Source organism: Roseovarius sp. (genome assembly GCF_027019125.1).
Lineage (GTDB): Bacteria > Pseudomonadota > Alphaproteobacteria > Rhodobacterales > Rhodobacteraceae > Roseovarius.
Map to the genome: position 1 here is coordinate 498,493 of NZ_JALUXE010000027.1, position 25,036 is coordinate 523,528.

Sequence of the window (25,036 nt, forward strand, 5' to 3'; positions counted from 1 at the left end):
CGGGTTTAGTAGATGCTGGCTTTGAAGTAGTGCGAGGTGATCTCCGCATGGGTGCCGTCGGCCAGAATGGCCGCGATGCCCTTGTTGAGCGCCTCGCGCAGGGCGTCGTCATCCTTGCGCACGCCGGCCCCCACGCCAAGCCCGAGAATGGCCGGGTCATCCGCGACATTGCCCTTGATCTCGCAGCAGGCGCCCGCGTCGGTGGATACGAAATCCGCCATGGCGATGCTGTCGGCCTGCGTGGCGTCGATCCGGCCTGCGACCAGATCCTGATTGGCCTCGTCCTGCGTTTGATAGATCCGGATCTCGGCGGCGTCCTTGAAGTATTCCTGCGCATAGGCCTGATGGATGGTCGAGGCCTGAACGCCGATGATCTTGCCTTTCAGGCCCTCGGGGGTGGCGTCGATGTTGGCTGCCTTGTCAGCCACGACCAAGGTTGGCGTGTTGTAGTAAGGGTCGGAAAAGTCGATGGTTTTCATCCGCTCTTCGGTGATCGACATGGAGGCCATGATGGCGTCGATCTGGCCGCCGGTGAGCGAGGGGATGATCCCGTCCCATGCCACCGGGGTGATCACGCAGTTGAGTTCTGCGGCCTTGCACACCGCGTCGATCACATCGACCTCCCAGCCGACCCAGGTGCCCGAGCTGTCGAGCGAGGCAAAGGGCGGATAGGGTTCGGCGGCGATGCCGATCTTGACCTCTTGCGCGGCAAGCCCGGTGCCGAGGGCCGCCAAAGTGGCGGCGGCGAGGATGGTTTTCAGTGTCATGTCAGTCTCCCTTGTTGGTTGGTTTGATCTGCCCCGCCTTATCCGACGGTTTGCAGGAATTGCTTGAGGCGGGCCGATTGCGGCGCGCCAAAGACGCGCTCGGGGGGGCCTTCTTCCTCGATCCGGCCCTGGTAGAGATAGACCACATGGCTGGCCACCTCGCGGGCGAATTTCATCTCATGGGTGACGATCAGCATGGTGCGCCCTTCGGCGGCAAGATCGCGGATCACGCTGAGCACCTCGCCGACAAGCTCGGGGTCAAGCGCGCTGGTGGGTTCGTCGAATAGCATCACGGAAGGATCGACCGCGAGCGCCCGTGCAATGGCGGCGCGCTGTTGTTGGCCACCGGACAGAAAGGCGGGAAAGGTATCGGCCTTGTCGCCAAGGCCAACGCGATCAAGCAGCGCGCGCGCCCTCTCAATCGCCTGATTTTTCGGGGTTTTCAGAACATGCACCGGCACCTCGATCACGTTCTCAAGGAGGGTGCGATGGGTCCAGAGGTTGAAGGCCTGAAACACCATGCCAAGCCTCGTGCGGATACGTTCGATCTGGCGGCGGTCGGCGGGGCTTCCGTCGGGGCGCATGGCGATTTCCTCACCATTGACCACGATCCGGCCCGATGTCGGCGTCTCAAGGAAATTGATACAGCGCAGCATCGTCGACTTGCCCGAGCCTGACCCGCCGATGATCGCCACCACATCGCCCTTTTGTGCGGTGAGCGACACGCCCTTGAGCACTTCGAGCGGCCCGAATGACTTGTGCAGGTCTTCGACAAGGATCGCGGGAGGCACCGGGGCGGGTGCGTCGGGCGGTCGGGGCGCTGCGGTCAAGGGCATGTCTCCGGCGTGGGCACTTTCGGCTTGTAGTAAGGCGGAAGAGTCGTAATTATGCAAGCGTATAATTGTTCGCGCCGGAGGATGCAGGCGACCATGACCGGAGAACGCCGCAAATTCAGGCGCGAAGGGGCCGACACCCGCCGTCAGGCGCTGGTGATGGCGACACTTGATCTGATCGTGGAACAAGGCGTGCGCGGGGCCACGGTGCGCGCCATCGCAGAGCGGGCGGATGTGACCCAAGGCCTTATCCGGCATTACTTTTCCACCAAGGATGAGCTGGTTCAGGAGGCGTATCTCGCGCATATGGCGGGGCTGACAGAACAGACCTTTGCCGGGGTTGCAGAGCGGGAGACGGCGCGCGAACGGCTGGCGGCGCTGGTGGTGGCCTCGGTCACGCCGCCGGTGGTGGATTCGGCCTCGGTCGGGCTATGGGCCGGGTTTCTCAATCATGTGCGGCAGGATGCGCGGATGCGCGCGGTGCATGCGCAGACCTATCACGATTTTCGCGACCGCCTCGAGCGGTTGATCGTGGGAGCGCTGGAAGAAGCGGGGCGCGGCCCGGATGCGGGGCAGGCGCGGCGGTTGGCGATTGCCTGCAACGGGGTGATTGACGGGCTCTGGCTGGAAGGTGGCGCGCTGCCCGAGGCGTTCGGGCCGGATGAACTGACGGGAATTGCCCTTGCGGCGGTGGGGGCGATTCTGCAACTGGATTTGGAAGAGGCGGCGAAAACATGAGATTTTCCTCGATAAATGAAAGGCTTGCCGGGCTTGGCGGGGCCAAGTGGGAAGTGCATGCGCGGGCCAAGGAGATGGCGCGCGCGGGTCGCGAGGTGATCCGCCTTACGATTGGCGAGCCGGATGTGCCCACGCCCGAGCGCCTCAAGGACGCCGCCTATGCCGCGATGAAGGCGGGGCGCACGGGCTATTCGGACGGGCGGGGCGAGCCGGGATTGCGCGCGGCACTTGCGGAAAAATACAGCAAGAACAGGGGCCGCGTGTTTCATCCCGATCAGGTGATGTGCTTTCCGGGGACGCAAACCGCGCTCTATGCGGTGATGATGGCGGTGGCGGAAGCGGGTGCCGAAGTGCTGGTGGGGGATCCGATGTATGCCACCTACGAAGGGGTGATCCGGGCCACAGGGGCTGCGATGGTGCCGGTGCCGCTGAGGCCCGAGAACGGATTTCGCATGGCGGCGGTGGATGTGGCCCCCCTGATAACCCCTAGAACACGCGCGATTTTATTGACCACACCGCACAATCCCACGGGGGCGATTCTGACCCGTGCCGATATTGCGGCACTTGGGCGGCTGGCGGTTGAGCATGATCTGTGGATCATTTCAGACGAGGTTTATGAGGATCTGGTGTTTGAGGGGTCCGAGTTTGTCTCGCCCCTGTCCGATCCGGATCTGGCGGAGCGCGTTGTCGCGGTGTCGTCGATCTCCAAGAGCCACGCGGCGCCCGGTTTCCGCAGCGGCTGGTGTGTCGGATCCCTGGAGTTTACCGCCAATCTGTTGGCGCTGTCCGAGACAATGCTCTTTGGAAATCAACCGTTTATCGCGGATATGACGGAGCAGGCGGTGCGTGAGGGATCGGATGTTGCAGGGGGCATGCGGCAGAGGTTTGCGGCGCGTGCAGACCTCTTGGCGGCGCGGTTGGAGCGGGAAACGGCATTGAGGGTGCATCGCCCCGAGGCGGGGATGTTCGCGATGGTGGATATTGCCGCGACAGGACTGGACGGGGAAAGCTATGCCTTTGATCTCTTGGAAAAAACCGGTGTGGCGGTGATGCCGGGGGCGTCCTTTGGCAAGACGCTCGACACATGGGTGCGGTTGGCGCTGACGGTCGAGGATGCACCCTTTGCCCAAGCGATTGACCGGATCGTGGCCCATGCCAATGCGCGGCGCGCCAAGATCGCCTGAAATATAATATAATCAGAGGGTTATGTGATGAATTCCAGCTATGAATTCCGCCGGGCGATCACCCGAAAGCCGGGTCGGAGCATTGTGGATGGCTTGAGGGCCGAGGATATCGGCACGCCGGATCTGGCGCGGATGCTGGAGGCGCATGCCGCCTATGTGGCGACCCTGCGCAGCACCGGGGCCGAGGTGGTGGAATTGCCCGCGCTTGAAGCCTATCCTGACGCGGTTTTCGTAGAAGATACAATGCTTTGCCTGCCGGAGCTGGCCATCGCCATGCGTCCCGGTGCGCCGACCCGGATGGGTGAAGTGGCCGAAATGCGCCCGGCAATTGCGGGGTTTTATGGCGACAGGATCGCAGAAATCACCGCGCCGGGGACCATCGAGGGGGGCGATATTCTGGTGACGGGGCGCGAGATTCTGGTGGGGTTGTCGGCCCGGACCAATCGCGAAGGCGTGGCGCAACTAACTGATATTGTTAATGAATATGGCTACACTTTGAGGCTGGTCGAGACCCCGGAGGGGGTTTTGCACTTCAAGACCGATTGCGGTCTGCTGGCCCCTGAAACCATCCTGAGCACACGTAGGCTGGCGGTGTCGGGCTGTTTCGAAGGCTATGAGGTGCTGTTGGTGCCCGACGGCGAGGAAGCCGCAAGTAATTGTATTCGCTTCAATAATCTGGTGATCATGGCGGCCGGGTTCCCGCGCACGGCCGAGATGCTGTCGGCGCATGGGTATGAGGTTGTCCAGATCGACAACATCGAATGTGCCAAGCTTGATGGCGGGATGTCTTGTCTTTCGCTGCGATTCTGATCTTACACTTCTTACGAAATGAAGCGGATTTTGTAAGGTCCACAGCCGCGCCATGACGGTGCGAGATCGGGAGAGTGTCATGCGGATCGAATGGGCACGGGAGGCCGATCTTGGCACCCCTTACTGGTGGTCGGCACTGAGCGCGCCCGAGGCGGGCGAGGACCTGCCCGACACCTGTGATGTGCTGGTGATCGGGGCGGGCTATGCGGGGTTGTCTGCGGCGCTTGCGGCGCATGAGGGCGGCGCGCGGGTGGTCGTCGTCGATGCGGCAGAGCCCGGGCATGGGGCCTCGACCCGGAATGGCGGCATGTTCGGGGCGCATCCGCGTCTGGGCTGGGCCGAGTTGGAGGCGAAATTCGGGGCCAAGGCGGCGGATGCGCTTTTCGCCGAGGCGAAGCCCGCGCTCGACTGGGCCAGGGATCTGATCGCGCGTGAGGGCATCGAGTGCGATTTCCAGAACACGGGGCGGGTGCAACTGGCCTATACGCCCAAGCATTTCGCCAATCAGCGGCGGATGGCCGAGGTCGTGAGCGCGAAATCGGAAGTCAAGGTGCGCCTGATCGAGCGTGCCGATCTGGGGCAGGAAATCACGACCGAGAAATATCATGGCGGGCTGCTGTTCCCCGAGCATGGCGCGATTCATCCGGCCAAATTTCATCAGGGCCTCTTGCGCGCGGTGCGGCGGCGGGGCGTGCCGGTGGTGACCCATGCGGCGGTGACAGCGCGCGAGGCCGAAGGTGCGGGATACCGGGTGCAGACCGCCAAGGGGGTGATCCGCGCGGCCAAGCTGGTGCTGACAACGAACGGCTATACCAGCCGCCCGTTTCGCTGGCATATGGCGCGCGTCTTTCCGTTGCCCTCATATATCATCGCCACCGAGGAATTGCCGTCGAACCTGATCGGCCATATCGCGCCGGGGCGGCGAATGATGGTCGAGACTCGGGCGCGGCACAGTTATTTCCGCATTTCGCCGGATGGCCGCCGGGTGCTCTTTGGTGGGCGGGCGTCGATGGCGGAGATGGGGCCAGAGGCGGCGGCGGCGCAGCTTTACAAGGTCATGGTGGGGATTTGGCCCGATCTGGCCGGCGTCAAGCTCAGCCATTCGTGGCGAGGATTCACCGGCTACAGTTTCTCGCATATGCCGCATGTGGGGCATGACGAGGGGGTGCATTACGCGATGGGATTCTCTGGCTCGGGCACGGTGATGGCCCCTTGGCTGGGATCGAAGGCGGGTTATCAGGCGATTGGCGATGCGCGGGGGGCGACGGCCTATAGTGCCACGCCGCTCAGTCGAAGCTGGCTGCATCCGGGCGAGCGGCCGCATTTTTTGCGGGCTGCGAATCTGTGGTATCGGCAGGTCGTGGACCGGGTGGAAGATTGGCAGGCGGGCAAAGGAGCATGACATGAGCACATTCGACGAGGATCTCTTTCTCAAGGGGTTGGAGCAGCGCAAGGCGACGCTGGGGGCGGAGTATGTCGAGCGCAGTCTGGAAGCAGCGGATGAGTTTACCCGCCCGTTTCAAGAGGCGATGACGGCCTGGTGCTGGGGGTTTGGCTGGGGCGATGAGGTGATTCCCCCCAAGACGCGCAGCATGATGAATCTGGCCATGCTGGGGGCGCTGGGCAAGATGCATGAATGGGAATTGCATTGCCGCGGTGCCATCAACAACGGGGTCACGCCCGAGGAAATTCGCGCGATTATCCATGTTGTTGGAATTTATTGTGGCGTGCCGCAGGCTCTTGAATGTTTCCGGGCGGCAAAAAAAGTGCTGGACGCGCAACAAGGTTGATCGATGCGCCTTGTTTAAAAGGGCTCTGGGAAAGGGGTGTGGTTTCTGCGTCACATTCCGGGCGCGATGCGGTCGGAGCGGGGAGGTCGCGTTGACAGTTTGGGGGGTAATGGCGCATTTCATAGCGCAAGCCGTTTCCAATGACTGGTGCGGCGGATCTGATTAACCTGCTTCTGAGGAGGGACACCCTTGAAAAAGCAACTTCTGAGCACCAGCGCGATTGCTCTCGGCGTGGCATTTGCCGCTCCCGCATCGGCACAAGAATGGAACATGGATTGGGGCGGGTTCTACGACTCGCACGTTGGCTATGTGACTGTCGACTCGAACACTGCTGCCCAAGCCGGCGCAGATTTCGACGGCGTTGACGTATTCACGGACGCTGAAATCCACTTCACCCCGTCGGTGACGCTGGACAACGGCCTGACCTTCGGTATCAACGTTCAGTATGAAGCACTGAACGCTGGCGGTGGTGCAGACGGTATCGACGAATCGTACCTCTCGATCTCCGGCGACACGCTGGGCCGTATCGACCTCGGCGCCGAAAACTCGGCTGGTTACAAAATGAGCATTGGCGCACCGCAAGTTTCTGGCGGTATCGACATCAACTCTCCGTGGGTTTCGGGCTTCGTTCCGATTTCGATCGCTGCTGGCGGCAACCTGCCCTTCGCATTCCGTGACTCCGGCATTTCGTCCTATGCTGAAGTTCTCGGCAACAACGACGTGCAGCGCATCACGTACTACACCCCGTCGTTCAACGGCCTGACACTCGGCGTGTCCTATGCAGCTAACGCTGCTGGTAATGCCGTGAACAACTTCGGTGTGAACCGCAATGCGGGCGTCACCGACGTGTTCGACATCGGTCTGGCCTACAGCCAGTCGTTCAACGGTGTTGACGTTGACTTCGCTGCTCGTTGGGGCACTGCAGAGTCCAACGTTGTTGGCACCAGCGATCCCGAAGTGTGGAACATCGGCCTGAACGTCGGCTTCAACGGCTTCGTCATCGGCGGTGGCTACGGCGAGAACGACAACGGCGGTCTGCGTGCATGGGACTCCGAAGGCTGGAGCCTCGGCGTGACCTATGACATCGCTGGTCCGTGGTCGGTTGGTTTCGACACCTACCAGGGTGAGTACAGCGGTATTGGCGCCGCATCCGGCGACAAAGCCGAATACGAAGCCTACCAGCTGGTCGGCAGCCGTTCGCTCGGCGCTGGCGTGACCTGGGCCGTGTACGCAGCCTATGTTGAAGGTTCTGTGAACGCAGACGTTGGCGCGACCTTCGGCAACGCAAACACCACTGTCGAAGGCACTGTCATCGGCACCTCGGTGAACCTGTCGTTCTAATCGACCGGTTAAAAGACAAGGGGCGGGGGGTGACATTTCCCCCCGCCTTTTTTATGTCTTGCGTCCAAGTAACAACGTTGTGGAGGCTGACAGGGCATGAAGCGAAGTATCATCTGGCTGGCCTCTTATCCGAAGTCTGGCAATACGTGGACGCGGCTTTTCCTTGCCAATTACCTGATGAATGCCCAAGAGCCGGTGCCGATCAATCAGGCGCATCGGTTCGCCGTGGGCGATGCCGTGGTCAAGATGTACAACCGCGTTGCAGGGCGCGAGATTGACCCCACGGACCTTTCGCTGTGCCTGCGGCTGCGTGAGGGTGTGCTGCGCGGGATCGTCGCCAACAATGCCGATGTGAATTTCGTCAAAACCCATAACGCGCGCGTGGCCCCGGAGCGGATCGATCTGATCCCCGATCGCTATACGCGCTCGGCCATTTATATCATCCGTAACCCGCTTGATATGGTGCTGTCCTACGCGCGCCATTACGGCATCACGCAAGAGGACGCGGCGCAGAAGATTTGTCATCCTGACAATGGCAATCTGCCGACCGAGACATCGGTCGCCCAATACCTCAGCACCTGGGACTTGCACGTCAAGAGTTGGATGGCCTATGCGCCGTGGAAGCGGCTGATCGTGCGCTATGAGGATTTGCTCGACGATCCCGAAACGCATTTCGCCAAGGTGCTGGATTTGGTTGGCGTGCCGGTGGACAAGACGCGTTTGCAGAGGGCCATCCGCTTTTCCAGCTTTGACGAATTGTCGCGTCAGGAAGAGGAACAGGGGTTCATCGAGCGGCCAGAGCAAAGCGAGAAATTCTTTGGCAAGGGCCAGAAGGATCAGTGGAAAACCGATCTCGACCCGGCGCTGGCGGAGATGATCCGATCCAAGATGGGCGAGACGATGAAGCGATACGGGTATCTGGAATGAGCGATCTGCGGCGGATTATCTGGCTGGCGAGCTATCCCAAATCGGGCAATACATGGATGCGCAGCCTCTTGGCGCATTACTTCATGCCGCTGGGAAAAGCCCCGGATATCAACAATTTGCGGCAGTTCACCACAGGTGACACGCGGCAGGATTTCTTTGATGCGGCCAATGGCGCGCCGTTTCGCGGGCAGGGGTTGGAGGATTGGATGCGGGTGCGTGGCCGCGCGCTACGGCTGATTGCGGCCTCGAAACCCGACCATCATTTCGTCAAGACTCATTGCCAGACGGTGCGGATTTTCGATCAGGATGTGATCCCGCCCGAACTGACCGCCGCGGCGATCTATATCATTCGCAATCCGTTCGACCTGGCCCCGTCCTTTGCCCGGCACCAGAATTGCGATCTGGATCTGGCGATCGAGCGGATGTGCAACCCCGATACGATCACCGGCACGCCGAGCGGCATCATCGACCTGTTGGGGCGGTGGGATGATCATATCCGGGTCTGGACCAACGCGCCGGGCCTGCCCATTCATGTGGTGCGTTACGAGGATCTGTTGCACAATCCCGGCCGCACCATGCGCGGGCTGCTGGAGAAATTCCTCAAGGTCAAGGTGGACGGGCCCAAGCTGGCGCGGGCGATCAAGGCCACGAGTTTCGAGGCGATGAAGCGGCAGGAAGAGACGCTAGGCTTTGCGGAAAGGCCCAAGGGCATGACCGCGTTCTTTGCCAAGGGGCAGGCGGGGGTCTGGCGCGAGGATCTGACACCGGCGCAGGTGGCCAAGCTGCGCACGGCGTTCCTGCCGACGCTGGAGCGGTGGTATCCCGAGATGCTCAAGGATACGGGGGCCGTGGCCGCACAGGTCTGAGGCCATGCTGGCAATCGCGGGCCGGAGGGCTATGCTGAGCGTTATGAAGGCGCAATCGGAGGGCCGGAGATGACACGCAAGGGAATGATGCTGGCCGCGCTGGTCGTGGCAGGCTGCACGGCGACGGGGCCGCAGACGGTGGCGCGGTTGGGCGCGGAACCGGTGGTTTCGGGCGGAAGCTATGATTCCGGCGGTGGGCTGAGCGTGGCGGTGGACATTCGCGAGGCGCAGGGCCGGGTTCTGCTCTGCGGGGTCTGGGCGCAGAGCCATCAGCAATCGGTGCTGACCAAGGGCAAGGCCGTCGATGTGATGGGCACGGGCGCGGTGTATCTGGGGGATCGGGCGCTGGTGCGTGGGCTGGTGTTCATGCGCGAGGTGCCGCCCGCGCATGACTATGCGGGCCAGGAAGCGGGCTGTGTGCTGACCGACCGGGCCTGGCAGGCAAGCTATGCCGAGGCCAGGCCGGTGATCCGCCTGCCGCGTCAGGTGGTGCATGTCGAGGGGGATCTGGGGCATTTTGTCGTGACTTTCCGTCAGACTGGCCCCGGCGCCGGGGCACCCAAAACCGCGAAGTAGACGGGAAACAGAGAGTTTCGTCGGGAAAGAAATTGACAGGGTGCGGTTATGTCATACCATCGCGCCAATAATGTCCTTGTTTTTTCGAGAGGTTTCCCATGTCCCTGCGCATATCGACCCTGATTTCCGCCCTGGCCCTTGCAGCCCTTGCAGCCCCGGCCATGGCCCAAAGCGCCAAGGTCTATGCCTATGAGAGCAAAGCCAATTACTGCCCAGCCGGATTGCAGCCGGTGACGCTGAACGGGGTGATTTGCTGTGGCCAGCCCAACCAGACGCAGACCTATCAGCAGGTGATGCGCCATCCGGTCGCCAAGGTGCGGCACCGGTCCTATACGGCCACGTCGCATCTCAACTGCCCTGAGGGTGCGAAGGGCTGTTACTGAGGCGAAAGCCTCTGAAACAGGGCGCGGCGTGGCGCCCTGTTTTGTGTTGACTGTGATCTTGGTTCAACCTGCGGCGCAGTCGCGCCACGGGGCTAACGCCGAAGCTGACGCGTCAGAGCAAACGCAGATCCGAGGCCATTTGTCGGCCGTCGCGCCCTTCCTGAAGCTCGAACCCGACCTTTTGATTGTCGGCGAGCCCTGTGAGCCCTGAGCGTTCGACCGCAGAGATGTGAACGAACACATCCTTGCCGCCGCCATCAGGGGCGATAAATCCATAACCTTTGGTGGTATTAAACCATTTCACGGTGCCGGTCGGCATGCCGCTTCTCCTTTTGCGTCGCTTCCCCGGGAATATGCCGGGCCATGTCATGCCGAGCCCTCAGGGACCGGCCAAGCGTTGCAAAGGCGGCTTCTGAATGCCCATCGTGACGGGCGTCATGATTGCATTGCCATTGTAAAAATCAAGCGAAACTCCGTGACGCGCGGGATTTTGCCCGATAAAAGCGCAGAAATGACGGAGTATGCGATGATCCTTTACGGTATCAAGACCTGTGACACCTGCCGCAAGGCGTTGAAAGCATTGGGTAATGTGACGTTTCACGATGTTCGGGCCGAGGGGCTGCCCAAGGATTTGGCACAGGCGGCATGGGTGCAGTTTGGCGAGGCGCTGGTGAATCGGCAGTCTACCACCTGGCGCGGGCTGAGCGAGGAAGAGCGTGCGCAGGATCCTCTGACGCTCTTGGCCGCGCATCCGACGCTGATGAAACGGCCGCTGATTGACGCGGGCGGCACGCTCTATCTGGGATGGGGCAAGGATACGCAAGACGCGCTGCTTGGATAAGCAGGCAAGAGGCCCCATATCGGGCAGAAGTTCAGGAGGCGGGCATATGCGCAGCGCGGCAATGGTATTGGGTGTGATCGGCGGCTGCCTGGCGGTGCTGGTCGGGTTTTTCAGCTATGGCTATACCGAGGTGGTCAACCGGGTTGGCGAGGTGGATGGCCTGCTGACGCAGGTGAGTGACCCCGCGCTGATCCGCAGCGCGAGCTTTCTGGCCCCGCTTCTGGCGATTGCCGGGGGGGCGATGGCCAAGATGCGCGCGTTGTGGGGAGGGGTGTTGTTGCTCGTTTCCGCGGGGCTGATGTATTACGCCTTCGGCTTCAACGTCTTTACCATGTTCCCGTTGGGCTTTACCGGGCTGGCCGGGGTGTTGGCCATCGCGGCGGGCAAGCCGGATGAGCCAAAGGCGCATTTCTGAGGGCGGTCACAGCGCGGGCAGGCGATACATGCCGGAGCTGGAAAAGGCGATGGAACTGCCGTCTGATATGTCTTCGGCAAAGCGTTGGGCGATGACGCGCAGGGCGGTTTGACGGCCCTTGACCACCAACGCACGGCGCGAGGGCAGCGCGGGCGTCAGACCGGGGCTGAGCAGGGTTTGCGACCAGATCAGCGGGTGCAGTTCCTGCAGATGGTTTTCCAAGAGCCAATCCAGACAGTCGTGGATGCGGCGGCGGGCAGCGTCCAGGGACGGCGAAAGCCGGTCCTTGCCGGTCTTGGGTGCCATGACGATGCCGCAAAAGGCCGAAAGCTGGTTGATCACATGCTGGTCACGGCGGCGGGTCACGATGTCGCGCAACCCGTCCACGAAGAATTCGGCGTCAAGCCGCGTCATCGCGCCGGGGTCGAGCGCGAGGGCGTCGAAATAGACCCAAGCATAGGCCCCTGCGCCCCAGATTTCGCCGGTGCGCGCAGCGGTGCGGCGCGCTTCGAGATCGAGCATCTCGTAGCTGCCATAGCGCGCGGGCAAGAGCGCCTCGCCAAGCGCGCGCATGTGGCGGGGGCTGTCGGGATCAAGGTCGATCAGCCGTTCGTAATCATCGGCAACCCGCATCCGGGGCTGTTGCCGCGCCGCCAGAAGGGCGCATTGCGCCGCCGCCAGCGAGGGCGCATCGAGATCGACGCCATCGAAGGGGGCAAGAATATCGTCGGCGCGTTTGAAATGTTCGAGAAAGCGTAGTTCATGCGCCGCGCGGGTGCGGTCGGTGGCGGTGGCACGCCACGCCCAGCCGATGTCGATATGCGCGAGCGCGGCGATCAGCGCGCAGGGGTAGCTGTCGGGGTATTCCGCCCGCATCTCTTCCAGCGCGTCGATGCCGAAGGGGTCCGGTTCTGCGCCGTCATGGAGCGCGTCTTCGGCGGCGGCCACGACATCGGCGCGTGCGCCGACAGCCAGCAGGGTGGTCGCAGTCTCGCCCCCCGGTGTGCGCAGCCGCGCGGCATCGGTGTATTCGATCACCTGCGCCAGTTCGGCCCACATTTCCTGGCGGGCAAGTTTCTGACCCCGGTCCTGATGCATGGCCCGGGCCATTTCCTCGTCCGTCACCGGCAGAGACGGGAGCAGGATACGTTTGGAGAGGCTGTCGATATCCGTTTCGGGCTTGCGCCGCAGGAGGCCGAGCAGATCGGGCCAGAGGCGTGTCGCCTGCGCCCGACGCTTGCGCGGGGCCGGGTCGGTGGGTTCAGGTGTGGCGAGCGGTTCAAACGGCATGGTGGCTCCGGCAGTGCTGGTGCATCCAAGGGTGCCGCCGGATTTCGACCAAAAGAGGGCGATGCTTGGGTGAAGGCAGGGAATATGCTCGGCACCATCTGGGGCGTTGCCATACCCCGGGCCTTGCGTCAGAATTGCCGGATGAAGGGATTATTGTGCATTGTTTTTATTTTGTTTTTTTCTCTTCCGGCGGCAGCGCAGGACGGGGAGAGCGGGGATTTGACCCTTAGCCCGCCTTCCAGAGACGGCAATATTCCGCGCACGCGGTGGGAACATCGCACGGAGTCTGCACTCTGGACGCGCGCCGCGCTCTCGGCGCTCAAGGCGCATGGCGCGCCGCTTGTGCAGAGCGTTCCGCGCGATATTGCGCGCTGGTGCCCCTCTTATGCCACGGGAGGAGAGGCGCGACGGCGCGCGTTCTGGGTTGGGTTCCTGTCGGCGCTGGCCAAGCATGAAAGCACCTATAATCCGAGGGCCATCGGCGGCGGCGGGCAGTGGCACGGGCTATTGCAGATCCTACCTGCCACCGCGCGCGGCTACAAATGCCGGGCGGGCAGCGGCGAGGCCTTGCGCCACGGGCCTGACAATCTGTCCTGTGCGATCCGGATCATGGCCCATACCGTGCCGCGCGACGGCGTGGTGTCGGAGGGGCGGCGCGGGGTGGCGGCCGATTGGGGGCCTTTGTCGAGCGCCGCCAAGCTGGAAGACATGCAGCGCTGGACGCGGGCGCAGAGCTATTGCAAGCCGCTATCCTCGGTGCGGCCAAGGGCGCGACCTGTGCAGGTCGCGCGGGCGGCGGAGTAGGGCCGCGCGACCTCGGCGATGTCCCGGGGCAAGCCCGGGATGGGCGTGGTTTTGATGGGGCGCACCACGTTCAGGCCCCGCGTATGCGGCCCACCATTTCCGTCGTGTCGCGGCTGAGGTTCGGGGTGGCAAGGATCCGGTCCAGTTCTGCCGCGATCATGCCCTGGCGCACCGGATCGTAACGCCGCCATGTCTCGAAGGCCGAGCACATCCGCGCCGTGGTCTGCGGGTTGAGCGGATCGAGCCGGATGAGCATATCCGCAAGCAGCCGATAGCCGCGCCCCGACGCGTGGTGAAAGCCCGCGGGCGACATGGTGAGCGCGCCCAGCGTGGCGCGAAAGCGGTTGGGATTGCGCAGGGTGAAATCGGGGTGGTGTGTCAATGTCTCGGCCACCTCAGCCGCCCGTTCGGGCGCGGCGTGCATGATCTGCAGGCTGAACCATTTGTCGATGACCAGCCGGTCGTGTTGCCATTGGGTATAGAAGGCCTCGGTCACGCGGTCGCCCGTTCCCGCCTGCAAGAGGCAGGACCAGGCCGTCAATTGCTGCGTCATGTTATCGGCAGAATCATATTGGGCCTGCGCGCGCGTGCCGCCATCGCGGCGGCTGAGCATCGCCAGTGCGGCATTGGCCAGCGCCCGCGCGCCCGTCTGATCGGGGTCGGGGCGGTAGGGGGCCGTGACCTGATGGCGGGTGTAGAGATCCTGGGCGATGCTATCGAGCGCCTCTGCGCGGGTGTCGCGGAGGGTTTCGAGCGCCTCCCATATTGCTTGCGGGTCGGGGGTATGGCCCGCGTCAAAGAGCGCCTGCGCCAGATCATCCTCGCTGGGCAGGCCAAGCGCCAGCGCGCGAAAGGCGGGGTCGAGCGTTTCATCGCGCGCCACGCGGGCGATGGCATCGAGATAGGCGGCATCGGGGGCCGCGCCCTCGGTGATCATGGCGATGAGGCCGGCACGGGCCAGTGCGCGCCCCGCCTCCCATTTGTTGAACGGGTCGGTGTCATGCGCCAGCAGGAATGCGCGCTCGGCATTGGTGGTCTCGCGTTCGAGGATCACGGGGGCGGAAAAATCGCGCAGGATCGACGGGATAGGCCGCGATGCTAATCCGTCGAAGCTGAAGCTCTGCTGCGCTTGGGTCATTTCCAGCACGCGGGTTGGCAGCACTTCGTCGCCATTGGGGCCGAGCAGGCCCACGGCGATCGGGATGACGCGTGGCGGTTTGTTCTCCTGCCCGGGTGTGGGCGGAGTTTTCTGTTCGAAATGAAGCGTATAGCGGCCATTGTTGAACGCTTCGGTGACGCGGAGCCTGGGGGTTCCGGCGTCGGAATACCAGCGTTTGAACTGGCTGAGGTCGCGGCCAGTGACATCTTCGAACACCTTGAGCCAATCCTCGATGGTGCAGGCCTGCCCATCGTGGCGGGTGAAGTAGAGATCGAGCGCCTCTTTATAGGCGGCATCGCCCACCAGACGCTTGAGCATGCCGATCAGCTCGGCCCCTTTTTCATAGACCGTCGCGGTGTAGAAGTTGTTGATTTCAATGAAGCTCTCGGGGCGGACGGGATGCGCCAGCGGGCCGTTATCCTCGCGGAACTGGCGGGCGCGCAGCGCGATCACATCCGAGATGCGCTTGACCGGGGCGGAGCGCAGATCGGAGGTGAACTGGCTGTCGCGATAGACGGTCAGCCCCTCCTTGAGGCAGAGCTGGAACCAGTCGCGGCAGGTGATGCGATTGCCGGTCCAGTTGTGGAAATACTCATGCGCGACAATCGCCTCGATACGTTCGAAATTGGCATCTGTGGCGGTCTCTGCTGTGGATAAGACGCAAGAAGAGTTGAAAATGTTCAAGCCCTTGTTCTCCATCGCGCCCATGTTGAAATCGTCCACGGCGACGATATTGAAGAGATCGAGATCATATTCGCGCCCGTAGACCGCTTCGTCCCAGGCCATGGATTTCTTGAGCGCCTCCATGCCAAAGGCGCATTTGTCCTCATCCCCCGGTCGCACCCAGATGTTGAGCGCGACCTCACGGCCCGAGCGGGTGGTGAACGTGTCGGGATGCGCCACCAGATCACCCGCGACGAGGGCAAAGAGATAGGCGGGTTTCGGCCAGGGATCGTGCCATTCGGCCCAGCCCGCGCCAGAGCCGGTCGGGTTGCCGTTGGAGAGCAGGACCGGCATGTCGCCTTCGATGCGCACGGTGAAGGTGGCCATCACATCGGGGCGGTCGGGGTAATAGGTGATCTTGCGAAAGCCTTCGGCCTCGCATTGGGTGCAATACATGCCGTTCGACATATAGAGCCCTTCGAGGGCGGTGTTGCCTTCGGGATCAATCTCGACCTCGGCCTCGAAAGTGAAGGGCGCGTCGGGGACCTCGGCCCGGAGGCCCTGCGGCGTCACCTCGGCTGTGATGTCGGCCCCGTCGATACGGGCCGAGACGAGCGTAAGCGCCTCGCCATGCAGGAAAAAATCGCGCGATGCGGCCTCGGGGTTGGGGCGGAATTCGATGCGGCTGAGAACGCGCGTGGATTTGGGCGCAAGCCGAAAGGTCAGATGCACCGCGTCCACGAGATAGGCGGGGGGCGTGTAATCTGCGAGATAAACGGGCTGCGGGGCTGCATCTTTCATGGCGCTCTCCTTTGACTTTGGCGGGAAGGTAGGCGTTGGGGAAGGGGGCTGCAATGGGCTTTCCTTTGGGGCGTGCGCCTCTATTTCCGGGGTTATGGAACGCCCGGTCATTCTCTGGTTCAAGCGCGATTTGCGGGTGCAGGATCACCCGGCGCTGCACCATGCCGCGCGGTTGGGGCCGATCATCCCGCTCTATATCGTGGAGCCGGATCTATGGGCCGAGCCGGATGCCTCGGGGCGGCAGTATGCGTTCGTCCGCGACTGTCTGGAGAGCCTGCGGGAGGACCTGGCGGGGCTGGGTCTGGGACTTGTGCTGCGCGTCGGGGATGCGGTGGCGGTTCTGGAGGCGCTGCGCGCCCGTTACAAGGTGGCGCATCTGGTGAGCCATGAGGAAACCGGCAATCTCTGGAGTTATGCGCGCGACCGGCGGGTTGCCGCGTGGGCGCGCGGGCAGGGGGTGCGGTGGCACGAGAGGCCGCAATCGGGCGTGGTGCGGCGGCTGGGCAATCGCGACGTCTGGCAAGTTGCGCGCGACGGGTTCATGCGCACGCCGGTTCCGGGGCCGCCCGAGGGCGCGCGGGGGCTGGTGCTGGCGAGTGATGATCTGCCAAGCGCCGAGAGTTTGGGGCTGAGCGATTTTTGCCCGTTGCGGCAAAAGGGCGGGCGTGGCGCGGCGCGGCGCGCGCTCGAGTCGTTCCTGACGACACGCGGCGAGCACTATCAGCGCGCCATGTCTTCGCCCCTCGACGGCGCGCGGGCCTGTTCGCGGATCAGCCCGCATCTGGCCTTTGGCACGCTGTCGCTGCGCGAGGCGGTGCAGGCGGGGGTAGCGGCGCCGGGCGGGCGCGGGCCGGATTGGGCGCGCGCCATGCGGTCGTTTCAGGCGCGTTTGGCCTGGCGCGATCATTTCATGCAGAAGCTGGAGGATGAGCCGGAGATCGAGCGGCGGTGTTTGCATCCGGCCTATGAGGGGCTGCGCCCGCGCGCGCCAGATCAGGCACGGCTGGCGGCGTGGTCGCGGGGCGAAACGGGGCTGCCTTTTGTCGATGCCTGCATGCGGTCGCTCTTGGCGACGGGATGGCTCAATTTCCGCATGCGCTCGATGCTGATGGCGGTGGCGTCCTATCACGTCTGGCTTGATTGGCGCAGCACCGGGCCGGTGCTGGCGCGGGCCTTTACCGATTACGAGCCGGGGATTCACTGGCCGCAGGTGCAGATGCAATCGGGCACCACGGGGATGAACACCATCCGGATCTATAACCCGGTGAAACAGGGGCTGGATCAGGACCCGACGGGGGCATTTACCCGCCGTTGGCTGCCGGAACTGGACGGGGTGCCGGATGCCTATTTGCAACGTCCTTGGGAGTGGCCGGAGGCGGCGGCGCTCTTGGGGCGCGCCTATCCGGTGCCGATTGTCGATCCGGTCGCGGCGGCGCGGGCCGCGCGCGAGGCGGTCTGGGCCTGTCGGCGCGCGCATCGCGGGGATGAAATGACGGCGCAGATCGTGCGCCGCCATGCCAGCCGCAAACGCCCCGGGCGGGCCCGTCCCAAGGCGACCTCGGCGCAATTGAGTCTGGACCTCTGATATGCCGCGCGCGCCCCGCAAATCCGATCTGCCGGTCAAGACCTGCGCCACCTGTGGGCGGCCGATGGTATGGCGGCGCAAATGGGCGCGCGTCTGGGACGAGGTGCGCCATTGCAGCGAGCGGTGCCGGCGCAGTCGCAAGACCGCTGGTGTGGACGAGAACGGCCCGGCTGGTCGGGATGCGTTTGACCGGTGACGGAGCAGCCTCGCCCACGGCGTCAGGATGCCGCCGAAAAGTGAAGAAGCTTGCAAGAAATTCGGGCAATTTCGCATCATCGCACGAAAAGATGTGCGCGATTTGATGTTTTGTTATTCCATTCTGCGCTATATCTAAGACAAATGTGTGAACGTCAGGCGCAGTCCGGAAAGACAGAAATGAAACGTCCGGTTGTTGGCGTGATTGCCAACCAATACCAGATCGAAAACCGCTATCCGACCCACGCGGGGGGCACCATCAATTCTTCGGCGGTGGCCGATGTGGCGGGGTGTATGCCGCTGATCATTCCCGCCGATCCGCGCTATGTCTCGGTGGCGGAATTGCTGGACACCTGCGACGGGTTTCTGCTGACCGGCGGGCGGCCCAATGTGCACCCCGAGGAATATGGCGAGGCCGCAACCGAGGCGCATGGCGCGTTCGACCGCGCGCGCGATGCGATCACCCTGCCGCTGGCCCGGGCCTGTGTCGAGCGCGGGCAGCCGATCCTGGGCATTTGCCGGGGCTTTCAGGAGATGAATGTCGCCATGGGCGGCACGCTGCACCCCGAGATCCGCGATCTGCCGGGGCGAGACAATCATCGCATGCCGCCCGAGGGCACGATGGAAGAACAATTCGCCCTGCGCCACAAGGTGCGCTTTACAGCGGGTGGCGTGTTTCACCGGCTGATGGGGGCGGAAGAGGTGATGACCAACACGCTGCACGGGCAGGGGATTCTGCGTGCGGGGCGCAGTGTGGTGATCGACGGATGGGCCACGGATGGCACGCCCGAGGCGCTCTATATCGACGGCGCGCCGGGGTTCACGCTGTCGGTGCAGTGGCACCCGGAATACAATGCCGCGCATGATCCGGTCAGTCGCCCGCTCTTTGCCGCCTTTGGCGATGCGGTGCGGGCCTGGGCCGCGGGGCGCACGGCCCCGCTGCTTCGCTCGGCCTGAGCGCGGTCAGGCCGCGTCTTTCTCTCCCAGAGCAGTCAGGAGTTGCGCCTCGTGGCGGCGCAGGCAACTGCGCACGGTGTCGCGATGGTGGCCGGGAGCGGTGCGCAGTTCCGGGAAGATCGCAAAGAGTTCCTCGCGCGCTGCCGCGTCGATCGCCCCAAGCGCCATGTCGCCGGCATAGAAGCTCTCGGTGCCGATCCCGTCGGCATAGATGATCTCGTGCCGGTCGAACATGATGTGGATATAGGTCACCTCGTCGCGCGGGCTGATGGTCACGTCGCGGCCATTGACCATATGCTTGGCGGCAATCAGCACCTCGCTTTCGCCAAAGAGCAACTCGGCCTGATAGCCGGTAAAGAGCAGACGGTGTTGCGGCGACACGAGAAGCGGCGCTTGTCCGCCCATCACGCTTGAGGCGATGGAAACGGGGGCGAAATCGCCCAGACCCGGCACGCTGCGTTTGCCGATCCAGCGGATCGGCTGCAACCCGTGATCGCGCGTCACCACCATGTCGCCCAAGCGCAGGCTCTCGACCGGGCGTTCGCCCCATTGGGTGAGAATGCGCGCACCGGGGGTGAAACAGATGATGTTCTCGATTTCCGAGAAGGTGACGATGGTGCCGTCGGTCATGGTGAACGTGCCCGCAAGCCCGCCCGCCGCATCGTCGGTATTGGTAAAGTTGATGTCGGCCTTCTTGGCGAACTCGCCCAGCCAGAGGGTGTCACCGGCGGTTTCCGCGCCCTCACCACCGAGGATGGTGATGGTATCGGTTGCGGCCTCGCCCAGTGTGGTCAGGCGGAAGAAATCGTCGCCATCGCCACCCTCGGCGCTGTCGCCCTGGCTGACATTGATCGTGTCGTCGCCGGTGCCGCCAAAGAGCGTGTCGGCGTCGATGCCGCCATCGAGGCTGTCATTGCCCGCATCGCCATAGAGAACATCGGTGCCGTCGAGGCCAAGGATCGTGTCATTGCCGTCGCCGCCCATGACCGTATCAGCGCCAAGCCCTGCGGACACAAGGTCATTGCCTGCACCGGCGTCGATGACATCGTCATTGCTGTTGGTGCGGCTGTCGGCATTGTCCACCCGGTCGCCGTCGGGGTCGCCGGTATAGGCGCTGTCGATGGTGTCGTCGCCCGCCGTGCCCTCGACCACGTAATCGGGCTGGAAGATGCCCATGGCCGCGAGCGCGTCGTGAGAGGAAATCGAGGCCGGAGCGACCCCGATGAGCGTGAGGCTCTCGCCGTTCGGAAAGCTGAGAACGGCGTTGCCGCTGCCATCGTCGCTGACCGTGACATCGGCCACGTTGACCGGATCGCCATTGGCGTCGGTCAGGCCCGAGAGGTCAAGCTGATCCTGCCCGGTAAAGGTGCCGTCGCCATTGTCGATGGGACCGGCAAATCCGGTGATGGTATCGGCCCCGTCGCCATCGGCAAAGACGACGGTATCGACCGCGCCATCGCCTGCGCCAATGTCGAAGCTGTCATCGCCCGCGCCGCCATCGACGGTATCGGCGCCCGCGCCGGTGCTGACAGAGTCGTTGCCGCTGGAGCCGAGCACAAGGTCGTCGCCAGAGCCGAGGATGATATTCTCGATCTCGACGAACTGTGCCGTCTGGGTGCCGTTCGAGAGCGTGCCCTGTTCGGGCTTGCCCGGATCGCCCGCTGTCAGGTCAAGCACGGTGTTCTGTGTAACCGCGCTGGCATCCAGCGTGTCGCCGCCTGCGCCATTCGACCAGCCGTCGATCGTGTCATTGCCGAAATCGTCGGCCATGACGATGAGGTCATCACCTTCGGCGGCGAAGATCACATCGTCGCCGGTGCCGCCCAGGAGCGTGTCATTCCCGTCGCCCGCGCTGAGGCTGTCATTGCCTGCGCCGCCGTCGAGATAGTCGTCGGCCAGGTCGCTGCCCGCAAGCAGCGTGTCATTGCCATCGCCGCCGATCAGCGTGTCGGCCTCGGTTCCGCCGTCGAGATAGTCGTCACCCGCGCCGCCCGACAGGCTGTCGGAGCCGGTGGACCCCTCCATGCTGTCATTGCCGTCACCGCCCGCGAGCGTGTCGTTGCCGTCGGCACCAAAAAGCGTGTCATCGCCCGCGCCGCCGTCGAGACTGTCATTACCAGCCTCGCCGTGAATTTCGTCATTTCCGGCGCCGCCCAACACGGTATCGTCGCCCAGCCCGGCAAAGACGAGGTCATCGTTGCCACCATCTGCGGCATCGTTGTTGTCGATGCGGTCGCCCTCCGGGTCGCCGGTATAGCTGGCGTCGATGAGGTCTGCGCTGCTGGTGCCTTCAACGATGAAATCGCCCTTGAAGCCGGGGATTCCCATGGCGACCAGCTGATCCACGCTCTGGACCGCCGTGATCGGCACGCCGACGAGTGTCACGCTCTCGCCGCCGGGGAAGGTGAGGACGGCGTTGCCGACCCCGTCCACCGACACGGTGACATCCTCGGTCGTGACCGGGTTGCCGCTGGCGTCGGTGAGGCCGGTCACATCGAACTGATCGCGCCCGGTGAAGGTGCCATCGCCATTGTCGATGGGGGTCTCGAAGGCCGAGACCACGTCATTGCCCGAGCCATCGGCCAGCACCAGAACGTCGCGTTCTCCGTCCGCCGGTCCAAGGTCGATCTGGTCGTCGCCCGCGCCGCCCACGACCGTATCCGCGCCCGAGGAGGACAGGATCGAGTCGTTGCCCGCGCCGCCATCGACATAGTCGCTGTCGAAGCCGGAAAAGATCGTATCGTCACCGCCGCCCGCAAAGATGACGTCATTGCCGTAGTTGCCGATGATCTCCTCGACGCCGTCCGAGCCGATGACGGTATCCGCCCCGGTGCCCATCTGGAAACGCTCGATTTCCGAGAATTCGGTGATGGCGGTGCCATCGGTGATCGTGCCGGTGCCCTCGGCGGTGAAATTGATCAGCAGGCCGTCGGAAATGGCGGAAAAGTTGATCCGGTCGCCTTCTCCGGCTGTCTCTTCGGTCTCGCCGCCGATGATCGTGTCGTTTTGCAGGCTGCCGTCGAGGAAAATCTCGTCATCGCCCGCGCCTGCGAGGATGAGGTCATTGCCGAGACCCGAGTCGATGCTGTCATTGCCCGCGCCCGCGTCGATTACATCGTCATTCGAGCCGTTGGCGGCATCGTTCGCGTCTACCAGGTCGCCGTCGGGGTCGCCGGTGTAATCGACGTTGATGAGATCGGCCCCTGCCGTGCCCTCGACCACGAAGTCGCGCCCGTCGGGGATGCCCATTGCCACGAGGGCGGGGACGCTGTTGACATCGCTCATCGGCACGCCGACGAGCGTCAGGCTCTCGCCGCCGGGGAAGGTGAGGATCGCATCGCCCGTGCCGTCGCCATTGGTGTCGGTGACGGTGACATCGGCGGTGGTGACAGGGGTCGTGCCATCCGAGGTGAGGCCGGTCACATCCAGCAGATCGCCGCTGGCATAGGTGCCATCGCCATTGTCGGTGGGGGCGGCAAAGCCGCTGACCGTATCGCGGCCGGAGCCATCGGCAAGGACCAGCGTGTCGGTGCCCGCGCCGAGGATGATATTCTCGATCTCGGAGAAGGTGGCGGTGGATGTGCCATCGCTGACGGTGCCGGTTTCGGCATCGGCGGCGGTCAGGTCGAGGGTGATCGGGCCGGTTGTCGCGGACAGATCGAGCGTGTCGCCCAGGGTTTCGCCGGTTTCGCCGCCGGTGATCGTGTCCGCGCCAAAGCCATCCTGGAGGACAAAGGTATCGTCGCCGTCATCGCCGAACATCTGGTCGGCGCCGGTGCCGCCCGCGATCAGGTCATTGCCCGTCCCGCCGACCAGCGAGTCGTTGCCGGCGCCGCCGAGGATGGTGTCATTCCCGCCTCCGCCGAGGATCGTATCGTCGCCTGAGCCGCCTTGCAGCCCGTCACTGCCGGAGCCCGCGAGGATCGTGCCGGAGGTGTTCGACAGGGTGATCGTGTCGCCGAAATTCGAGCCGATGACATTCTGGAAATTGCTGATGACATCGCCATCGGCATCCGATCCGAAGGCGGTGTTGGTTTCCAGGTTGACGGTGAAAGAGCCTGTCGAGCCCGAGTAATCGAGCGTGTTGTTGCCGGTGCCGCCATCCAGCGTATCGGCCCCTGTGCCGCCTGCGATGGTGTCGTCGCCCGCGCCCCCGAGCAGCGAGTCATTGCCCGCGCCGCCGATGATCACATCGGCCCCGTCTTCACCCAGCACGGTATCGTCACCCGCGCCGGCGTTGATCGTGTCGTTGCCTGCCCCGGCAAGCACCGAGTCGGCATTGGTGCCGGTGGCATTGTCGAGCGCGTCGATCCGGTCGCCATCCGGGTCGCCGGTGTAATTGGTGTCGATCAGATCGTTTCCGGCGGTGCCTTCGACGAGGTAGTCGCGCAGGATGATATTCTCGATATCGGTGTAGTTGATATTGACTGACTCAACCCCGCGAATGAGGGTGATCTGGCCGCTGAACCCCGGATTCCCGTTGGTCTCGGGGTTCTGGGTCATGTTGGAGACGGTCCAGCCATCCGCGATCAGCGTCGAGAGGTCGAGCGTGTCGTTGTCCACGCCGCCAGAGCCGCCATCCACGTTGAAATTGTAGACGCCGCTGGGATCGGTGGCCGTGGCGACGATTACATCCGCCCCGTCGCCGCCTTGAATGCTGTCGTTGCCGCCCGAGGTGAGGATCGTGTCATTGCCTGCGCCGCCCAGAATGGTATCAGCGCCCGCACCCCCGTCGATGAAGTCATTGCCGCTCTCGCCGCCGATGGAGTCGTTGCCCGCATCGCCGCGCAAGACGTCGCCCGCGGAGGAGCCGAAGATCGTGTCGTTGCCGTCACCGCCCGAAACGGTGCTGGCATCGGCGGTCGAGTCAAAGCCGCCGGCATCGTCGATGTAATCGTTGCCCGCGCCCCCTTCGACCGAGTCGTTGCCGGTGCCGTAGTAGATCGTGTCGTCGCCGCCGCCGCCAAGGATCGTGTCATTGCCGCTGCCGCCGATCAGCGTGTCGGCCCCGTCGCGCCCGTCGATGGAGTCGTTGCCCGCGCCGCCGTCGATATAGTTGGTGGTGGTGCCGCCGTCGAAGATGCCGTCGTAGCCGACCAGCGTGTCGTTGAAAGCTGTCCCGATAAAGCCGTCGATGCCATCGTTGATCACATCCCCGGTGGCATCGCCCCCAGAGGTGGCCCCGGTCGAGAGATTGACATTTACCGCCTCGGAAGAGCCCGAGTAGTCGACGATGTCGAGTCCCGTTCCACCGATCATCGTATCGGCCCCGGCACCGCCGATCAGCGTATCGTTGCCGTCTCCGCCCAGAAGCGAGTCATTGCCGGCGCCGCCATCGAGAAGATCGTTGCCGCCTTCACCATAGACGGTATCGTTGCCGGCGCCCGCGCGCACGGTGTCGTTGCCAAGACCGGCCGTGACCAGATCATCGTTGGTCCCGGCGAGATTGTCCGTGTCGTCGATCCGGTCGCCCTCGGGGTCGCCGGTGTAATTGGTGTCGATCAGGTCGCTGCCTGTCGTTCCCTCGACCACGTAATCCGAGAGCGTGAGGTCGTAGCGGTCTGCCGTCATGGCATAGACATCGGTGCCGTTGGATGGCGCGGCAGTGCCCAGGGTGACCGAGAGAATCGGCTTGGCCTCGAGCGCGTCTGAATAGGCGTTGGGGCCAGTGGGCGGCGGCAGCAGGTAGAGGTTGCCGGCGGTGTCCTGCATGACGATCGCGTTGACGGTCGCGGTCGTGCCATCGGTATAGGTGATGATCGTGTTGTTGTAGATCATCGTGGCGTCATGCGTGTAACGCACGCCGCCGATGACGAATTCTTCGTTGCTCAGGAAGTTGTTGGAATCGTAGGCGTTGGACGTGGCCCCGCCGATGTAGTCGGGAAACAGCAGCAGATCGACATCGGGGGAGAGCGTCGCAACATTCCCCGCAAGCGGATCGGTGGTGCTGCCGAAAACGAGCCCCTCAAGGGCCTGATGATTCTCGGAGGTGAGATTGCCCTCGACCGTGTCGATTTGCGGGGCGGTCCCGAGGAGGAAGAGATCAAATGTCGTGGCCATGCTCGGTCTACTTTTATCGTTCGGGTCTAGTCTGGCCCTTGCGGGGGCCGC

22 protein-coding genes are annotated in these 25,036 nt (G+C 63.7%); 16 read left to right on the top strand and 6 right to left on the bottom strand.

The window, feature by feature from the left end:
- Window positions 1–5 precede the first annotated feature (5 nt).
- A complete protein-coding gene (locus MVC20_RS10675; RefSeq protein WP_297541138.1) occupies window positions 6–767 on the bottom strand; it encodes a transporter substrate-binding domain-containing protein in 762 nt (253 codons plus the stop codon).
- Window positions 768–805: 38 nt separating this feature from the next.
- A complete protein-coding gene (locus MVC20_RS10680; protein WP_297541140.1) occupies window positions 806–1,603 on the bottom strand; it encodes an ABC transporter ATP-binding protein in 798 nt (265 codons plus the stop codon).
- Between the two features lie 93 nt (window positions 1,604–1,696).
- On the opposite strand from MVC20_RS10680, the gene MVC20_RS10685 reads away from it, so the two are divergent.
- From MVC20_RS10685 to MVC20_RS10730, 10 genes are all read left to right on the top strand, one after another.
- Window positions 1,697–2,338, top strand: a complete 642-nt coding sequence (locus tag MVC20_RS10685; protein WP_297541142.1) for a TetR family transcriptional regulator C-terminal domain-containing protein — start codon at window positions 1,697–1,699, stop codon at window positions 2,336–2,338.
- A complete protein-coding gene (locus MVC20_RS10690) occupies window positions 2,335–3,522 on the top strand; it encodes a pyridoxal phosphate-dependent aminotransferase (RefSeq protein WP_297541144.1) in 1,188 nt (395 codons plus the stop codon). Before MVC20_RS10685 ends, MVC20_RS10690 begins: the two co-directional genes overlap by 4 nt.
- Window positions 3,523–3,546: 24 nt before the next feature.
- Window positions 3,547–4,332 carry an arginine deiminase family protein gene (locus tag MVC20_RS10695; protein WP_297541145.1) on the top strand — a complete coding sequence of 262 codons (786 nt, stop codon included), beginning with the start codon at window positions 3,547–3,549 and terminating at the stop codon, window positions 4,330–4,332.
- Between the two features lie 52 nt (window positions 4,333–4,384).
- Complete coding sequence (locus MVC20_RS10700; protein ID WP_297541147.1) at window positions 4,385–5,734, top strand: FAD-binding oxidoreductase; 1,350 nt, start codon at window positions 4,385–4,387, stop codon at window positions 5,732–5,734.
- A 1-nt stretch (window position 5,735) separates the two neighbouring features.
- On the top strand, window positions 5,736–6,122 hold the full coding sequence (locus MVC20_RS10705; protein WP_297541149.1) for a carboxymuconolactone decarboxylase family protein: 387 nt from the start codon (window positions 5,736–5,738) through the stop codon (window positions 6,120–6,122).
- A 189-nt stretch (window positions 6,123–6,311) separates the two neighbouring features.
- Window positions 6,312–7,463 (top strand): porin, encoded by a 1,152-nt coding sequence (locus tag MVC20_RS10710; protein WP_297541152.1) that lies wholly within the window; start codon window positions 6,312–6,314, stop codon window positions 7,461–7,463.
- 96 nt (window positions 7,464–7,559) lie between these two features.
- On the top strand, window positions 7,560–8,390 hold the full coding sequence (locus tag MVC20_RS10715) for a sulfotransferase domain-containing protein (RefSeq protein WP_297541153.1): 831 nt from the start codon (window positions 7,560–7,562) through the stop codon (window positions 8,388–8,390).
- A complete protein-coding gene (locus tag MVC20_RS10720) occupies window positions 8,387–9,256 on the top strand; it encodes a sulfotransferase domain-containing protein (RefSeq protein ID WP_297541156.1) in 870 nt (289 codons plus the stop codon). Before MVC20_RS10715 ends, MVC20_RS10720 begins: the two co-directional genes overlap by 4 nt.
- Window positions 9,257–9,325: 69 nt before the next feature.
- The gene (locus tag MVC20_RS10725) at window positions 9,326–9,832 is read left to right on the top strand and encodes a hypothetical protein (protein ID WP_297541158.1); all 507 of its coding nucleotides are present in this window, start codon (window positions 9,326–9,328) and stop codon (window positions 9,830–9,832) included.
- Window positions 9,833–9,930: 98 nt separating this feature from the next.
- Window positions 9,931–10,215: a hypothetical protein gene (locus MVC20_RS10730; protein WP_297541160.1), complete on the top strand. Its 285-nt coding sequence runs from the start codon at window positions 9,931–9,933 to the stop codon at window positions 10,213–10,215.
- 112 nt (window positions 10,216–10,327) lie between these two features.
- Here the strand turns inward: MVC20_RS10730 and MVC20_RS10735 are convergent, their stop codons facing one another.
- Window positions 10,328–10,534, bottom strand: coding sequence for a cold-shock protein (locus MVC20_RS10735; RefSeq protein WP_008280689.1), 207 nt, complete (start codon window positions 10,532–10,534; stop codon window positions 10,328–10,330).
- 207 nt (window positions 10,535–10,741) lie between these two features.
- On the opposite strand from MVC20_RS10735, the gene MVC20_RS10740 reads away from it, so the two are divergent.
- Together MVC20_RS10740 and MVC20_RS10745 are read left to right on the top strand one after the other, a co-directional pair.
- Window positions 10,742–11,056 (top strand): ArsC/Spx/MgsR family protein, encoded by a 315-nt coding sequence (locus MVC20_RS10740; RefSeq protein WP_297541450.1) that lies wholly within the window; start codon window positions 10,742–10,744, stop codon window positions 11,054–11,056.
- Window positions 11,057–11,102: 46 nt separating this feature from the next.
- Window positions 11,103–11,471 (top strand): hypothetical protein, encoded by a 369-nt coding sequence (locus MVC20_RS10745; protein WP_297541162.1) that lies wholly within the window; start codon window positions 11,103–11,105, stop codon window positions 11,469–11,471.
- A 6-nt stretch (window positions 11,472–11,477) separates the two neighbouring features.
- Here the strand turns inward: MVC20_RS10745 and MVC20_RS10750 are convergent, their stop codons facing one another.
- Complete coding sequence (locus MVC20_RS10750) at window positions 11,478–12,761, bottom strand: hypothetical protein (protein ID WP_297541164.1); 1,284 nt, start codon at window positions 12,759–12,761, stop codon at window positions 11,478–11,480.
- A 141-nt stretch (window positions 12,762–12,902) separates the two neighbouring features.
- Between MVC20_RS10750 and MVC20_RS10755 the strand changes: the two genes are divergently transcribed.
- Window positions 12,903–13,565, top strand: coding sequence for a transglycosylase SLT domain-containing protein (locus tag MVC20_RS10755; protein WP_297541166.1), 663 nt, complete (start codon window positions 12,903–12,905; stop codon window positions 13,563–13,565).
- 70 nt (window positions 13,566–13,635) lie between these two features.
- On the opposite strand, the gene pepN is transcribed toward MVC20_RS10755, so the two are convergent.
- On the bottom strand, window positions 13,636–16,188 hold the full coding sequence (gene pepN, locus MVC20_RS10760; RefSeq protein WP_297541168.1) for an aminopeptidase N: 2,553 nt from the start codon (window positions 16,186–16,188) through the stop codon (window positions 13,636–13,638).
- A 94-nt stretch (window positions 16,189–16,282) separates the two neighbouring features.
- On the opposite strand from pepN, the gene MVC20_RS10765 reads away from it, so the two are divergent.
- From MVC20_RS10765 to MVC20_RS10775, 3 genes are all read left to right on the top strand, one after another.
- Window positions 16,283–17,773, top strand: coding sequence for an FAD-binding domain-containing protein (locus MVC20_RS10765; protein WP_297541170.1), 1,491 nt, complete (start codon window positions 16,283–16,285; stop codon window positions 17,771–17,773).
- Between the two features lies 1 nt (window position 17,774).
- Window positions 17,775–17,969 (top strand): DUF2256 domain-containing protein, encoded by a 195-nt coding sequence (locus tag MVC20_RS10770; protein WP_297541171.1) that lies wholly within the window; start codon window positions 17,775–17,777, stop codon window positions 17,967–17,969.
- 179 nt (window positions 17,970–18,148) lie between these two features.
- Window positions 18,149–18,925: a gamma-glutamyl-gamma-aminobutyrate hydrolase family protein gene (locus MVC20_RS10775; protein WP_297541173.1), complete on the top strand. Its 777-nt coding sequence runs from the start codon at window positions 18,149–18,151 to the stop codon at window positions 18,923–18,925.
- Between the two features lie 6 nt (window positions 18,926–18,931).
- On the opposite strand, the gene MVC20_RS10780 is transcribed toward MVC20_RS10775, so the two are convergent.
- A complete protein-coding gene (locus MVC20_RS10780; protein WP_297541175.1) occupies window positions 18,932–24,985 on the bottom strand; it encodes a Hint domain-containing protein in 6,054 nt (2,017 codons plus the stop codon).
- Window positions 24,986–25,036 lie beyond the last annotated feature (51 nt).

Excerpts from the sequence above, each read along its gene's own strand:
- MVC20_RS10690 (WP_297541144.1), top strand. The coding sequence starts at position 2,335 with ATGAGATTTTCCTCGATAAATGAAAGGCTTGCCGGGCTTGGCGGGGCC.
- MVC20_RS10700 (WP_297541147.1), top strand. The coding sequence starts at position 4,385 with ATGACGGTGCGAGATCGGGAGAGTGTCATGCGGATCGAATGGGCACGG.
- MVC20_RS10715 (WP_297541153.1), top strand. The coding sequence starts at position 7,560 with ATGAAGCGAAGTATCATCTGGCTGGCCTCTTATCCGAAGTCTGGCAAT.
- MVC20_RS10765 (WP_297541170.1), top strand. The coding sequence starts at position 16,283 with ATGGAACGCCCGGTCATTCTCTGGTTCAAGCGCGATTTGCGGGTGCAG.
- MVC20_RS10730 (WP_297541160.1), top strand. The coding sequence starts at position 9,931 with ATGTCCCTGCGCATATCGACCCTGATTTCCGCCCTGGCCCTTGCAGCC.
- MVC20_RS10680 (WP_297541140.1), bottom strand. The coding sequence starts at position 1,603 with ATGCCCTTGACCGCAGCGCCCCGACCGCCCGACGCACCCGCCCCGGTG.
- MVC20_RS10755 (WP_297541166.1), top strand. The coding sequence starts at position 12,903 with ATGAAGGGATTATTGTGCATTGTTTTTATTTTGTTTTTTTCTCTTCCG.
- MVC20_RS10685 (WP_297541142.1), top strand. The coding sequence starts at position 1,697 with ATGACCGGAGAACGCCGCAAATTCAGGCGCGAAGGGGCCGACACCCGC.
- MVC20_RS10735 (WP_008280689.1), bottom strand. The coding sequence starts at position 10,534 with ATGCCGACCGGCACCGTGAAATGGTTTAATACCACCAAAGGTTATGGA.
- MVC20_RS10745 (WP_297541162.1), top strand. The coding sequence starts at position 11,103 with ATGCGCAGCGCGGCAATGGTATTGGGTGTGATCGGCGGCTGCCTGGCG.
- MVC20_RS10675 (WP_297541138.1), bottom strand. The coding sequence starts at position 767 with ATGACACTGAAAACCATCCTCGCCGCCGCCACTTTGGCGGCCCTCGGC.
- MVC20_RS10720 (WP_297541156.1), top strand. The coding sequence starts at position 8,387 with ATGAGCGATCTGCGGCGGATTATCTGGCTGGCGAGCTATCCCAAATCG.
- MVC20_RS10725 (WP_297541158.1), top strand. The coding sequence starts at position 9,326 with ATGACACGCAAGGGAATGATGCTGGCCGCGCTGGTCGTGGCAGGCTGC.
- pepN (WP_297541168.1), bottom strand. The coding sequence starts at position 16,188 with ATGAAAGATGCAGCCCCGCAGCCCGTTTATCTCGCAGATTACACGCCC.
- MVC20_RS10740 (WP_297541450.1), top strand. The coding sequence starts at position 10,742 with ATGATCCTTTACGGTATCAAGACCTGTGACACCTGCCGCAAGGCGTTG.
- MVC20_RS10780 (WP_297541175.1), bottom strand. The coding sequence starts at position 24,985 with ATGGCCACGACATTTGATCTCTTCCTCCTCGGGACCGCCCCGCAAATC.
- MVC20_RS10775 (WP_297541173.1), top strand. The coding sequence starts at position 18,149 with ATGAAACGTCCGGTTGTTGGCGTGATTGCCAACCAATACCAGATCGAA.
- MVC20_RS10770 (WP_297541171.1), top strand. The coding sequence starts at position 17,775 with ATGCCGCGCGCGCCCCGCAAATCCGATCTGCCGGTCAAGACCTGCGCC.
- MVC20_RS10750 (WP_297541164.1), bottom strand. The coding sequence starts at position 12,761 with ATGCCGTTTGAACCGCTCGCCACACCTGAACCCACCGACCCGGCCCCG.
- MVC20_RS10705 (WP_297541149.1), top strand. The coding sequence starts at position 5,736 with ATGAGCACATTCGACGAGGATCTCTTTCTCAAGGGGTTGGAGCAGCGC.